This is a genomic window from Actinocatenispora rupis (assembly GCF_016861975.1).
Lineage (GTDB): Bacteria > Actinomycetota > Actinomycetes > Mycobacteriales > Micromonosporaceae > Actinocatenispora > Actinocatenispora rupis.
Window position 1 is genome coordinate 191688 of record NZ_BOMB01000019.1, and the last position, 12551, is coordinate 204238.

Genomic DNA, 12551 nt, shown 5'->3' on the forward strand with positions numbered 1-12551 from the left:
TGAACCGGACCCCGTCACGCCGCCGCGTGGTCGACCAGCCGGCCGTCGCACATCCGCAGCGCCCGGTCGGCCAGCGGCAGGTACTGCGTGTCGTGCGTGACCAGTACGGTCGCCACCCGGTGCTCGTGGGTGACGTCGCGCAGCAGCTCGACGATCGCCGTACCGCGGTCGTGGTCGAGCGCCGAGGTCGGCTCGTCGACCAGCAGTACGGCCGGGTCGCCCATCAGCGCGCGGGCCACCCCGACCCGCTGGCGTTCGCCACCGGACAGCTGGTGCGGCCGGCGGTGCGCCTTGTCGGCGAGCCCGACCCGGGCCAGCAGCCGCCGCGCCCGTTCGGCGGCGGCCCGGCCCGGCGCGCCGTTGATGTGCGCGATGAGCATCAGCTGGTCCAGCGCGGTGTGCGAGGCGAGCAGGTTCGACTGCTGGAACACGAAGCCGATCCTGCTGCGCCGCAAGCGATCCCGCTCCGCCGGCCGCAGCCCGCCCAGCGGTACGCCGTCGACGGTCACCGTGCCCGCCTCCGGGGTGACCAGCGCCCCGGCCACGGCCAGCAGGCTGGACTTGCCCGAGCCGGAGGGGCCGGTCACGGCGAGCAGTTCGCCCGGCGGTACCACCAGGCCGATCCGGTCGAGCACCACGGTACGGCTGTCCCCGTCCGGGTAGCTGAGTCGTACGTCGGCGAGCGTGAGTGTCATCGGGCCGCCCCCAGTGCGGTCAGCGGGTCGACCGTGGTGACCCGGCGTACGGATGCGGCGGCGCCGACGAGCCCGACGACCACCATCGCGGCGAGCGGCACCCCCACCGTGCCGGCGGACAGTACGAACGGCACCGCACCGGCGGCCAGCGCGCCCAGCCCGACCGCCGCGGCCCCGCCGACCACCGTGCCGGCGGCGAGGACGAGCAGGGCCTGGCCGAGCGCGTCGCGCAGCACGTACCCGCGGCCGGCGCCGATCGCCCGGACCACGGCGAGATCACCGGCGCGTTGCAGCGTCCAGACCGTGAAGAACGCGCCGACCACCAGCACCGACACGCCCAGCAGCAGCACCCGCATGAGGGTCAGCGAGCCCTGCTCCGAGGAGTACCCGCCGACGGCGGCGAACGCGTCGTCGCGCGCCACCGTGGTCGTCCCCGCGACCGCGCCGCCCACGTCGCCGCGGACCGCCACGGCGGTGATCCGGTCGGTGTGCGCGACCGTCCGCCAGGTGCCGGCGGTGGCGTACACGGTGGGCAGGTGGTTGAAGGTGGTGGCCTCGACGGTGCCGGCCACCCGGACGGTGCCGCCGCCGAGCGTGACCCGGTCACCGACCCGGATCCCGTCGTCGGCGGCCAGCGTGGCGCTCACGACGACCTCGCCGGCGCCCGGCGCACCGCCCGACTTGAGCGCCGGGTACAGGGTGGGATCGGTGCCGACGGCGGTGACGGCGGCGCTCGCGGTGCCGGCGGTCAGCCGCGTCGTCGCCACCCCCAGGGGGTACGCGGCGGTCACGCCGGGCCGGTCGGCGACCGTACGCACCGTGTCGGTCGGCAGCGAACTCGTGGCGAAGTCGACCGACTGCCCGGCCGCCGGACGCTGGAACGTGACCGCGTCGACGGGCAGCGCCGCCACCGCCGACGTACTGGCCGCGCCGAGCCCGGCGGTCAGCCCGGTGAGCAGCACCACCATCAGTGTCAGGACCGCGATCACGCCTGTGAGCAGGGCGAACCTGCCCTTGGCGTACCGCAGGTCGCGGAGTGCGATGAACATACCGGCAAGCCTTCCGCGCACCGGCCGCCCCGGCATCGGACCGCCGGCGGCACCCGCGGCGCCGAACGTGACGCCCCGATCTCCACCGAAAGTTGGGGGTCGCCACCCCGGCCGGCCGGCTACCGTCGGTGGCGTCATGGCTGACCAGATGTCGCTCGTGCTGCTCCGCCGGGCCGAGCACGTACTGTTCGGCGCGCTGCTCGTGGTGGGCGCGGTCCGGACCGGCGGCGCCGCGGCCGTGGCGTCCGCCGCCGCCCTCGCCGGCTGGTACGTGCTGGGCATCGCGCTCGCGCGCCGCGGCCGGGGCCGTACCGTCGGGATCGTCTGGTTGGCGGTGCTCGCCGCCGGTTGGGCCGGGCTCGCGGTACTGTCCGTCGACTTCGTGTGGCTGGCGTTCCCGCTGTTCCTGCTCGCCATGCAGGTACTCCCGGCCCCGCTCGGCGTCCCCGCCGTCGTCCTGCTGACCGCCGGCGCGGTGACCACGATCGCCCTCCACCGCGGCCGGTTCGACCCCGCCGCCGTACTCGGACCGGTCGTCGGCGCCGCCGTCGCCGTCGTGATCACGCTGGTGTACCGGGACCTGCGGCGCGAGTCCGCCCGGCGGGCCGATCTGCTGGCCGAGCTGACCGAGGCCCAGGACCGCCTCGCCCGCAGCGAGCGGTACGCGGGGACGCTCGCCGAACGGGAACGGCTGGCCCGGGAGATCCACGACACGGTGGCGCAGGGACTGTCCGGGATCGTGCTGGTGTTGCGGACCGCACGCGACGCCGACCCGGACACCGCCCGCGGCGCGATCGACACCGCCACCGACGCCGCGCGTACCGCGCTGGCCGACACCCGGCGGCTGGTCCGGGCGCTGACCCCGGCCGAACTCGCCGGGCGCTCGCTGCCCGAGGCGCTGCGCCGGGTCGTCGCCGCCGCGCCGTACGCGACGCTCACGGTGGACGGCGAACCGGCCGAACTGCCGACCCCGGTCGAGGTGGCGCTGCTGCGCGCCGCGCAGGAGGCGCTGCACAACGTCCGCGCGCACGCCGGCGCCGAGCGTGCCGTGGTGACCCTGACGTACCTCCCGGAGGTGGTGCGGTTGGACGTGGTGGACGACGGGCGCGGCTTCGACCCGGCCGTACCGCCGGCGGCGTCGACCACCGGGACCGGGCTGGGGCTGGCCGCGATGCGCGACCGGCTTGCCGAGGTCGACGGCACCCTGGTCGTCGAGTCCGCGCCCGGCCACGGCACCGCGCTGGGCGTCACCGTCCCGCTCGGGAGTACGCGATGATCCGGGTGCTGCTGGTCGACGACCACCCGATCGTCCGGGGCGGGTTGCGCGCCGCGCTGTCGGGTACCGCCGACGTGACCGTGGTCGGGGAGGCCGCGACCGGCGAGGCCGCGGTGACCGCCGCCGCGGACGGCGTCGACGTGGTCGTCATGGATCTCTCGCTGGGCGCCGGCATCGACGGCGCGGAGGCCACCCGACGCGTCGCCGCACTCCCGGACCCGCCGCGCGTGCTCGTCCTCACCACGTACGACTCGGACGCGGACATCCTGCGGGCGATCGAGGCCGGCGCCACCGGGTACCTGCTGAAGGACGCCGAACCGGCCGACCTGCTCGCCGCGATCCGTACCGCGGCGGCCGGCGGCACGGTGCTCGCCCCGTCCGTCGCCACCCGCCTCGTCTCCCGCGTACGCACACCGGGCCGGTCGCTCACGCCCCGCGAGACCGAGATCCTGCGGATGGTCGCCGAGGGCCACACCAACCAGGCCATCGCCCGCCACCTGTACGTCACGGAGGCCACGGTCAAGTCGCACCTGGTCCAGGCGTACGCGAAGCTCGGGGTGGACAACCGGACCGGCGCGGTCGCCGCGGCCCGGCGCCTCGGCATCCTGCGGTAGCCGGCGGCACACGGTCGGGCCGGGTCAGCCGGGCGCGAGTTCCAGCGACGTGGACCAGTTGCCGCCGATCTGGTCCTGCACCTTCATACACAGCATCTGGAACGCCTCCAGCGTGTGCGCGTGCTTGAGCCCACCCACGTCGATCGGCCGCATCCCGCCGTCGGCGACCAGCGCGGCGACGGTGTCCCGGGCCCGTTCGTCGTCGCCGGCCAGGAACACGTCCAGCGTGCCGCCGGCCGCCAGCCGGCCGGCCAGCGTGGTGTTGAACGCCTTGACCACCTTCGCGCCGGACGCGGCCTTGGCGACCTCCTCGGCCGCGGACACCCCGGTCGGGGTGGTCAGGTCGTCGAACGTGCCGAAGTTGACCGGGTTGGCGATGTCGACCACCACGCGCCCCACGAGGTCGCCGGCCAGCTGCTCGGCGACCATCCGGTCCGCCGGGTACGGCAGGGCCAGGATCACGACGGACGCGGCGCCGAGCGGGTCGCCGAGTGGCTCACCGGTGGCGTCCCCGTTCAGTTCGGCGGCCAGCGTACGGGCCTCGTCGTGGTTGCGCCCCGCGATCCGGAGCTGGTGTCCGCCGGCCAGCAGCCGGGTGCCGATTGCGCGCGCCATCTTTCCGGCGCCGACGATGAGTACCTCCATGGTCGCTGATCGTAGTTCCGCCGCCCGATCGACATCGGTGAATGCGGTGATCGGCCCCGGCGGTGCGGTCAGTGCCGCGGGGCGTACATGATGACGGCGACGCCGAGCAGGCAGATCGCGGCGCCGGTCAGGTCCCACCGGTCCGGCCGGAACTTGTCGACGACCACGCCCCACACCAGCGAACCGGCCACGAAGATCCCGCCGTACGCGGCGAGGATCCGGCCGAAGTGCGCGTCCGGCTGGAACGTCGCGACGAACCCGTACGCGCCGAGCGCCATGATCCCGCCGACGATCCACAGCACGCCCCGGTGCTCCCGCCAGCCCTGCCACACCAGCCAGGCACCGCCGATCTCGGCGAGCGCGGCGAGCACGAACAGCAGCAGGGAGCGCAGTACGGTCACCGCCCGGACGCTACCGGCGGGCCGGCGCCGGGCCGGTGCCGGTGTCTCATCGAATCCTCATCCCCTTCGGCGAGGATGGCCCGACCCTGCTGTCAGAGATTCGCGAAGGATGACCCGTGCTCACCGAGTTCTCCCGACTTCCCACGCATGTCCTGCTGGTGCACGCGGTGGTGGTGTTCCTGCCGCTGACCGCGCTGCTGCTGGTGCTCTGCGCGCTCGTCCCCCCCGGTACGCCGCCGCGCCGGTGTCGTGCTGCCCCTCCTCGGCCTCGTGTCGCTGGGGCTGGTGCCGCTGACCACGCACGCCGGGGAATGGCTGGAACGCCGGGTGGCGCCGACGCACCTGCTGCACGAACACACCGAGCTGGGCGACTCGCTGCTGCCGTGGGCGTTCGGCCTGTTCGTGGCGTGTGCGCTGGTATGGCTGGCGTACCGGCTGTCGGCGTCGCCGCTGTCCGAGGACTCCGCCGGCCGCTCCGGCGCCACCGTACTGCGGGTGGCGTTGGTCGTGGTGGCCGTCGCGGTCGCCGCCGGTACCGTGGTCCAGACGTACCGGGTCGGCGAGTCGGGCGCCCGCGCCGCCTGGCAGGGGCAGTACAGCCAGCAGGCGTCGCCCCGGGACGGCCACGGGGACGGGGACGGGGGCTGAGTGCTGATCGGCGTGGTCGACGACGAGCCGGCGGTGCGTGACGCGCTGGCCCGCGCGCTGACCTTCGAGGGGTACGACGTGGCCACCGCCGGCGACGGCAGCGGCGCGCTGCGCCTGCTCGCGGACCGTACCGTCGACCTGCTCGTGTTGGACGTGCTGATGCCCGGCATGGACGGTCTCGCCGCCTGCCGGGCCATCCGGTCCGCGGGCGACACCGTCCCGGTGCTGATGCTGACCGCGGCGGACGCCGTCGGCGACCGGGTGGCCGGGCTCGACGCCGGCGCCGACGACTACCTGACGAAGCCGTTCGCGCTGCCCGAACTGCTGGCCCGGATCCGCGCGCTGCTGCGCCGTACCACGCACCCCACCGCCGAGACCCTCGCGTACGCGGACCTGCGCGTCGACACCGCGACCCGCGAGGTGCACCGGGGCTCCCGGCCGGTGCGGCTGACCCGTACCGAGTTCGCGATCCTGGAGATGTTCCTGCGGCACCCGCGCCAGGTGCTGTACCGCTCGGCCGTGGTCGAGGCGGTCTGGGGTGCCGACGTGGGCAGCACCTCCAACAGCCTCGACGTGTACGTCGGCTACCTGCGGCGCAAGCTGGAGTCCGGCGGCGAGCCGCGGCTGCTGCACACCGCGCGCGGCATCGGGTACGTGCTGCGGGACTCGCCCCTGTGATCCGCTGGCGTACGTTGCCGCTCCGGCACCGGTTGACCCTGATCGCCGCGGCGGCCGTCGCGCTGGCCGTGGTCGGCGTGTCGGTGGTGGCGTTCGCCGCGGTCGGCCACCAGATCAACGCCTCCGTCGACGACACGCTGCGCCGGGACGCGGCCACGGTGTCGGCGGCACCGGCGGACTGGGTCGACCGTACGGTGGTCGACCCGGACGGCGACGGCCGCCGCGACCCGGACCACGACCACGACATCAGCCCCCGCGTCCAGCTCCTGGACACCCGCGGACGTCCCGCGCACACCGGCGTCCTGCCCGTCACCGGGTACGCCCGCGACGTCGCCACCGGCCACCGCCCCGAGGCGTACGAGGAGGTCACCGTACGGGGGCGGGAGTACCGGATGCTGACGCGGCCGGTGCGCGGCGGCGGCGCGGTGCAGGTGGCGCTGTCGCTGGACGGGCCGCACCGCACGATGACCGGGGTCGGCCTGGCGGTCCTGGTGGTCGGCGCGCTCGGCGTCCTCGCCGCCGCCGTACTCGGTGCGTTGGTGGCGCGCGCCGGGCTGCGGCCGGTCGACCGGCTCACCGCCGCGGTCGAGCACGTGACCGCGACCAGCGACCTGACCGGCGAGATCGACGTGACCGGACGCGACGAGATCGGCCGGCTGGCGACCGCGTTCACCACCATGCTCGCGGCGCTGCGCGCGTCGCGGGCGGCGCAGCGGCTACTGGTCGAGGACGCCGGCCACGAGCTGCGCACCCCGCTGACCAGCCTGCGTACCAACATCCAGCTGCTGATCCGGGCCGAACGGCACCCGGACCGTGCACTGTCCGATGTGGACAGAAGCCGGCTGCTGGCCGACCTCGACACGCAGACCACCGAACTGACCCGGCTCGTCGGCGAGCTGGTCGACCTGGCCCGCGACGACCACGGCGCCGAACCCGTCGAGCAGGTCGACCTCGCCGACCTCGTCGACCTCGCCGTCCAGCGGCTCGACCTCCCCGTCGACACCGCGTACGCCACGGTCCAGGTGCCCGGTCGCCCCGCGTCGCTGACCCGGATGGTCGCCAACCTGCTCGACAATGCCGCCAAGTGGAGCCCACCGGACGGCCGCATCACCGTACGGCTGGTCGCCGCGCCCGGCCCCGACGGCCGGCCCGGCGCCGAACTGTCCGTCGCCGACCAGGGCCCCGGCGTCGCCGACGAGGACGTACCGCGGATCTTCGAGCGGTTCCACCGGGCCGCCGCGGCCCGCGCCGTACCGGGATCGGGGCTGGGACTGGCGATCGTCGCGCAGGCCGTCACCCTCCACGACGGTACGGTCCGGGTCGAGCGCGCCGACCCGACCGGCGCCCGCTTCGTCGTCTGGCTCCCCGCCTGACACCCCGCGGGTCGAACGTGGCGACCCGGCTGCTCACCGAGATCGGCAGCACGCGCAATGGCCGGGCGAACCTCCCGCCGACCACCGGACCCGCAGTCCTCGCCGGCACGACGGAGCACGGTTCGACGACGGCGGGGCCGGCTCGGATCAGCGTCCGTCGTTGCAGTGGCGCTCGTGGCGGGTGCACGCGCGCCACACGCCACGGCCGTGGGTGACGCGTCGCAGGGTGGCGGAGTACGCGGGCCGCGGCCGTGCAGGCACGGTCGTGCGCCGCCAACGTCGCGTCCGTGCGGTGGACGTCGTGGGCGCGCTTTCGCCGTCGGCGCCACGCCGCCCCAGCGCACCGCTTCGCCCGCGCCGCCGACGCCCGTCGACGCCCGGCTGTGCCGTCACAGGTGTTCCCGGACCCAGGCGGCGGTCGCCGTCGGGTCGATGGCGGCCGACACGGCCAGCGGAACGCACGCGATCGACAGTACCCACCAGACGATTCCGACAACGGTGGCGCGGCGTGCCCAGCTCCGGGCCGCTCCCGCGCTCCGAACCGCACGTGCCTGGTCGCCGGAGGCAGCCAACCGGTCGGCCCTGACGGCATTGACAGCGGCGGGAACGCCGAGCGGCCAGAACAGCACGATGCTCACGATCGCCCACGCGAGGTGGCTGTCCACGGCGCGGGGCGGGGCTGGCGTGGGGTACACGCACGTACTCCTGTCGGGTGGGGTCAGGGGCGTGGAACGGAGCGGACGAGTGCCCAACGGCCTCCGTGCAGCCGCCACACCCGGTACGCGACGCCAGTTCCGGCAGCGGCCCGGTCGAAGATCGAGACCACGTGAACGCAGGCGTGGTCGGGCATCGGAACGACCAGGAAGCCTTCGTGACCCGGTCGCCCGTCATCTGCGGCCAGGTCTGCCAGCAGTCGCCTGATACAGGCAAGTACCGGGTCGGTCGTGGCCGCGGCGTGGGGCCAGCTCGTCCGCAGTTCCGCGCACTCCGACCGCCACCGGTTGTCGTCGATGCGTGGCATCGGCCCGAGCGAGGCGTCCACGGCCTGGTACGTGAGGTGCGGCGTCGACGTGTGGATGCCGTCCCGGTCGATGCGGATGTGTCCGGGCCGTGCCCCGGCATCGGCCCGGTCCGGCGGAGTCGTGCCGGTCGACGGTGCGATCACGACCCGTTCCACCACGTCGGCCGCGAACACGAGGCTGGTGCGGTACCCGGGGAACGGGCCGTCGAAGCGCCAGACCTCCTGGTCCGGCGCCGCGGAGAGCCCAGCGGCATCCGGGTGCTCGGCCGGTGCGTCGGTGCCGGTGGCCGAGACCGCTGACGGGCCGACTCGCGCTCGCACGGTGTCGCGGGCCATGCCGGGGCGCAGTCCGAGGACCGCTCCCGCCGTGACGTGATTGCCGTCGGGCCGGGCGGCGGCGGGGTCGGTGGTCCCGGTGCCCGAACCGTTCGTGGAACGAGCCGCTGGAGTGTGGCGTGTGCCGCGGGTGGGCCGAGTCCCGGCGGCCGTACGTGCCGGTCCCCGCGCGGCGCGCCCCGCGCGGTACCGGTACTTCGCGCCGAGAACCGGGGGACGGCGGATCGAATGGTGGCGCACCGCCTCGCGGGACTGTCGCGGTGCCACGGTGACTCCGTGCGCATGCTGCGCCCGGTCGAGCGCCGCAACCGTTGGCCCGGTGAACAGCACCAGCACCAGTACCTGCACCAGCAGCGTGCCGAGACCGTACCCGGCTCCGTGCCGACCTGCCCGGACCACCAGGAGACCCTCCACCACCACGAGGACGGCGAGCAGGGCCACCAGCAGTGCGAACCAGTACCGTTGCGTCCGCCGGGTTCGGTCCGCGCTCGGCACCAGTACCTCGACCGACCGGTTGCAGGTGCCGCAGTACGCGCGGTGCCGGGCCGAGCCCTCTGCCGGGCGCCGAGCCACGATCGGATGGAGCGCCCAGCGGCTGGTGGTCGTACTGCCGCCGAGATACGCCTCGGTGCTGGCGCCCAGGAAGTGCGCAAGCCGAACGTCCGGTGCCTCGTCGATCCGGTGAAAGCCCATCGCCCTGCCACGTCCCGTTCACACCCGCCCCGGAGGGCGGTCGTCGAATAGCCGGCCCCGTGCCGGGGCGCACCCAGTTTCCGGGCCGGTCCGTACCCGCTCAAGGAGCGAACGGGCCAGTGGCAGCTTCCGGCCATCAGGCGGCCGCGGCCTACGATGCTGGGCATGCTGGACTCGGTGCTGTCCCGCCACGCCGGCGAGCTCTACCAGCGACTGCTCGCCGGCGAGTACCACTCGCTGGGGTCCGAGGCACTCGACGCCGACGTGCGCGAGCTGGTGCAGACCGGCTTCGCCCGGATCCAGGACGGCGATCCCCCGCTGCTGCTGCCGGTGGCCCCGGCGCTCGCCGCGCAGGAGGTGCTCGGCGACCTGGCAGCGCGGATCTCGTCCTGGCAGGAGCAGACCGCGCACACGGTCCACGAGCTGATCACGCTCCAGCGCGACGCCGTGAACATCGACGGCCGCGCCGTCCGGTCACTGGTCGAGGTGGTCACTGCCGCGGACCCGGTCCTCGACCTGGTCGACAGGGTTCAGCAAGGCGCCCGCCACGAGCTGTTGTCGCTGGACACCACCGCGGCCGCCGGATCGAGCTGCCAGCCCCGGCTCTCCCCGGCGGCCACCGACCCGCCGCCGGTGTGGAAGACCGTGTTCACCGCCGACTTCGCCACACCAGAACTCGGCTGGATCGTCGAGGAGACCCGACGGAACGGCGGCGAGGTACGCCTTGCCGCGGCGCTTCCGATGAAGCTGCTCGTCGCCGACCGGACCATGGCCCTGGTACCGCTGGACGAGAGCGGCTCGGCCGGTGTCGTCCTGTTCCGTTCCGCGACGGTGGTCGGCGCACTCGTCGAACTGTTCGACTGCCTCTGGGACCGGGCCACACCGCATCCCGCCGCGCCGGGTCAGGCCGGCGGCCTGACCCCGTACCAGCGGCACGTGCTCACCCTGTTGGCCGGGAACCTGAAGGACGAGGAGATCGCCGCCCGAACCCACGTGTCGATCCGGACCGTCCGGCGCAACATCGCCGCGATCCTCGGGCGCCTCGGCGTCACCACCCGCTTCGCCGCCGGAATACAGGCCGCCAAGCGCGGGTGGCTCTAGCGTGCGCTGCCGCCTCGCCTCGGCGGTCGGGGAAACCCTGGTCGGTGAGCACAGCGCACCGGCCGCGACGGGGCGGTTGTCCACGCCCGCAGTCCCGCCGGCCGGGCCCGTCAGCGCGGTCGGGATGGGAGTCGCCGCGACGTTCACCGGTGAGCACGAACGATCAGCCGCAAATGTGGACCGTCATGGCGGCCACGACCGGTCGGACCGTGGTGCAGCCTCCGACGGCCGGCCTCACGGCTCCGGAACGACGTCACGACCGTCCCGCACCTGGCGGGTCGCCGCGCGGGCAGGTTCCACCCGGGTACGGGCGAGCAGGCGCCGGCCGTACCGGGTCCGGCCGCCCGGCTTGAGCAGCGACAGCACCGTGTTCACCGAGTACAGGGTGAGGGAGACGCAGCCGGCGACGACCAGGTTGCGGCCGTCCGCGCCGAGGTCGACGAGTCGCCCGGACGCCCCCGTCACCGCCGACGCCGCGGCATGTACCGACGGCAGCAGCGCCAGCGGCGTGAGTACCACGGCGACCGTGGTGAGCAGCAGTTTCGCCACCACCCAGCGGTACCGGAGCAGACCCCAGCGGGTCACCAGCCCCTGGAGCAGCCCGGTGGCGTACGCGGTGAGCGCGACCGGCAGCAGTACGGTGCCGGCGATCGTGTCCAGCGCCAGGTACGCGGCGAGTTGCCGCACGGGGTCGCCCGTGGCCAGCCCGGTGAGGGCGAGGGTGAGGTCGCCGATGGTCAGCCCGAGCCAGCCGACCGAGGCGAGTACGTGCACGCAGAGCAGCAGCCGTCGCATGTCGCGCATCGTGCCGGGCCGGCGGTACGGCTGTCGTCCTCCCGCCGGCGACACCGTCGTACGCCGACCGCGGTACTCAGATGCCGGCGTCGAGCGCGGTCGCCGCCCGACCGAGCAGGTCCCGTACCTGGCTCTCGGTGACCGGCGGGTAGTCCCCGTACCAGTCGCGGACGTCGGCGACCCGGGGCGGCGTGGCGAGCCGGGGCAGGTCGTCGGCGATCTCGGACAGCGCCGGCACCGCATCGGCGGCGACCACCGGCGCGGCGAACACCACCCGCCGGGCGCCACGCTGCCGGGCGAGCCGGCACGCGGCCAGCGCGGTCGCCGGGCTCGCCACGCCGTCGTCCACCACGATCGCGGTACGCCCATCCAGCGGCACACGCCCCGCGTCCTTGCGGTCGGTGTCCCGCCAGCCGCGGCGTACCACCAGCACGTCGAGGGGGATCGAGAGCCGTCGGGCGATCTCGTACGCGATGGGCACGCCGCCCCGCGCGACGCCCAGGACGACCGACTCGGCCGCGCACACGTGGCTCAACCGGTGCGCCAGCATTCGCCCGGCTTCCGTACGGTCCGTGAACAACCGCCTCACCTCCCGTACCCAGGGTGCCCGGTCCGAACGGCTCCACGGGAGGGCCGTACGGACCAATCGCACCCGGCCGGTGGTCGCGGTCAGTCCCGGGGCGCGTCCAACCCGTCCACCGTGTCGAGGTACGCGGAGATCGCGTCGACCTCGCCGCGGAACCGGTCGCGCCACTCGGTCTCGATCTCCCGCCACCGGGTGATCAGCGGCTCCACGGCCGCCATCCGCTCCGGCAGCAGCTGCCGCAGCTGGCTCAGCGCGAACCCGTCGTGCATCAGCGCCGACGCCGACAGGTACTTGCGGGTCTCGGCGAGGCGGGTCGCGCGCGGGTCGGGAATGTCCAGCCCGAGCTCGTCGACGGCGCGGTAGTAGAGGGCGAGACCGTGGCGGACCAGCTCGGCGTCGGGCTCACGCTCGCGCAGCCCGTCGAGCCCGGCCAGCTCCTCCAACGCGGGCGAGGTCAGCCCGTCGCGGACGCAGTCGGTCGCCACCAGGTGGAGGATCTCGGCGGAGCCGAGGGCGGCGTGCCGGTGGATCCGGACCAGTCCGTTCCGGCACCGCGCCAGCCGTTGCTCGGCAAGCTCCTCCGCGCTCGGCTGCGTCGTCTTCGCCATGGGCGAACTGTAGCCAGCGCTCGCCTCCCGGC

15 protein-coding genes are annotated in these 12551 nt (G+C 74.5%); 6 read left to right on the forward strand and 9 right to left on the reverse strand.

What is annotated here, in order from left to right:
- Nucleotides 1-14 precede the first annotated feature (14 nt).
- Both Aru02nite_RS17070 and Aru02nite_RS17075 read right to left on the reverse strand, forming a co-directional pair.
- Entirely contained in the window at nucleotides 15-695 is a 681-nt protein-coding gene (locus Aru02nite_RS17070) for an ABC transporter ATP-binding protein (protein ID WP_203658589.1), read from the reverse strand.
- Nucleotides 692-1744 (reverse strand): FtsX-like permease family protein, encoded by a 1053-nt coding sequence (locus Aru02nite_RS17075; RefSeq protein WP_203658591.1) that lies wholly within the window; start codon nucleotides 1742-1744, stop codon nucleotides 692-694. Before Aru02nite_RS17075 ends, Aru02nite_RS17070 begins: the two co-directional genes overlap by 4 nt.
- A 136-nt stretch (nucleotides 1745-1880) precedes the next feature.
- On the opposite strand from Aru02nite_RS17075, the gene Aru02nite_RS17080 reads away from it, so the two are divergent.
- Both Aru02nite_RS17080 and Aru02nite_RS17085 read left to right on the forward strand, forming a co-directional pair.
- Nucleotides 1881-3020 carry a sensor histidine kinase gene (locus Aru02nite_RS17080; protein WP_203658593.1) on the forward strand — a complete coding sequence of 380 codons (1140 nt, stop codon included), beginning with the start codon at nucleotides 1881-1883 and terminating at the stop codon, nucleotides 3018-3020.
- Complete coding sequence (locus Aru02nite_RS17085) at nucleotides 3017-3634, forward strand: response regulator (RefSeq protein ID WP_203658595.1); 618 nt, start codon at nucleotides 3017-3019, stop codon at nucleotides 3632-3634. Before Aru02nite_RS17080 ends, Aru02nite_RS17085 begins: the two co-directional genes overlap by 4 nt.
- 24 nt (nucleotides 3635-3658) lie before the next feature.
- On the opposite strand, the gene Aru02nite_RS17090 is transcribed toward Aru02nite_RS17085, so the two are convergent.
- Together Aru02nite_RS17090 and Aru02nite_RS17095 are read right to left on the reverse strand one after the other, a co-directional pair.
- Nucleotides 3659-4279 (reverse strand): NADPH-dependent F420 reductase, encoded by a 621-nt coding sequence (locus Aru02nite_RS17090; RefSeq protein ID WP_203658597.1) that lies wholly within the window; start codon nucleotides 4277-4279, stop codon nucleotides 3659-3661.
- A 68-nt stretch (nucleotides 4280-4347) separates the two neighbouring features.
- Nucleotides 4348-4680: a YnfA family protein gene (locus tag Aru02nite_RS17095; RefSeq protein ID WP_203658599.1), complete on the reverse strand. Its 333-nt coding sequence runs from the start codon at nucleotides 4678-4680 to the stop codon at nucleotides 4348-4350.
- 249 nt (nucleotides 4681-4929) lie between these two features.
- On the opposite strand from Aru02nite_RS17095, the gene Aru02nite_RS17100 reads away from it, so the two are divergent.
- From Aru02nite_RS17100 to Aru02nite_RS17110, 3 genes are read left to right on the forward strand one after another with little or no spacing between them, the layout of a single operon-like run.
- Nucleotides 4930-5328, forward strand: coding sequence for a hypothetical protein (locus Aru02nite_RS17100; RefSeq protein ID WP_203658601.1), 399 nt, complete (start codon nucleotides 4930-4932; stop codon nucleotides 5326-5328).
- Nucleotides 5329-6006, forward strand: a complete 678-nt coding sequence (locus Aru02nite_RS17105; RefSeq protein WP_203658603.1) for a response regulator transcription factor — start codon at nucleotides 5329-5331, stop codon at nucleotides 6004-6006.
- Complete coding sequence (locus tag Aru02nite_RS17110) at nucleotides 6003-7379, forward strand: sensor histidine kinase (RefSeq protein WP_203658604.1); 1377 nt, start codon at nucleotides 6003-6005, stop codon at nucleotides 7377-7379. The genes Aru02nite_RS17105 and Aru02nite_RS17110 overlap by 4 nt, the downstream gene beginning before the upstream one ends.
- A 389-nt stretch (nucleotides 7380-7768) precedes the next feature.
- On the opposite strand, the gene Aru02nite_RS17115 is transcribed toward Aru02nite_RS17110, so the two are convergent.
- Together Aru02nite_RS17115 and Aru02nite_RS17120 are read right to left on the reverse strand one after the other, a co-directional pair.
- Complete coding sequence (locus tag Aru02nite_RS17115) at nucleotides 7769-8152, reverse strand: CD225/dispanin family protein (protein WP_308446272.1); 384 nt, start codon at nucleotides 8150-8152, stop codon at nucleotides 7769-7771.
- Nucleotides 8098-9429 (reverse strand): hypothetical protein, encoded by a 1332-nt coding sequence (locus tag Aru02nite_RS17120; RefSeq protein WP_203658609.1) that lies wholly within the window; start codon nucleotides 9427-9429, stop codon nucleotides 8098-8100. The genes Aru02nite_RS17115 and Aru02nite_RS17120 overlap by 55 nt, the downstream gene beginning before the upstream one ends.
- A gap of 165 nt (nucleotides 9430-9594) precedes the next feature.
- On the opposite strand from Aru02nite_RS17120, the gene Aru02nite_RS17125 reads away from it, so the two are divergent.
- Nucleotides 9595-10530 (forward strand): helix-turn-helix transcriptional regulator, encoded by a 936-nt coding sequence (locus Aru02nite_RS17125; RefSeq protein ID WP_203658611.1) that lies wholly within the window; start codon nucleotides 9595-9597, stop codon nucleotides 10528-10530.
- Nucleotides 10531-10764: 234 nt separating this feature from the next.
- Here the strand turns inward: Aru02nite_RS17125 and Aru02nite_RS17130 are convergent, their stop codons facing one another.
- The 3 genes from Aru02nite_RS17130 to Aru02nite_RS17140 form a co-directional block, all read right to left on the reverse strand.
- Complete coding sequence (locus Aru02nite_RS17130; protein ID WP_203658613.1) at nucleotides 10765-11325, reverse strand: hypothetical protein; 561 nt, start codon at nucleotides 11323-11325, stop codon at nucleotides 10765-10767.
- Between the two features lie 76 nt (nucleotides 11326-11401).
- Entirely contained in the window at nucleotides 11402-11905 is a 504-nt protein-coding gene (locus Aru02nite_RS17135; RefSeq protein WP_203658615.1) for a phosphoribosyltransferase family protein, read from the reverse strand.
- Between the two features lie 89 nt (nucleotides 11906-11994).
- Nucleotides 11995-12519, reverse strand: a complete 525-nt coding sequence (locus Aru02nite_RS17140; protein WP_203658617.1) for a hypothetical protein — start codon at nucleotides 12517-12519, stop codon at nucleotides 11995-11997.
- Between the last annotated feature and the right edge of the window lie 32 nt (nucleotides 12520-12551).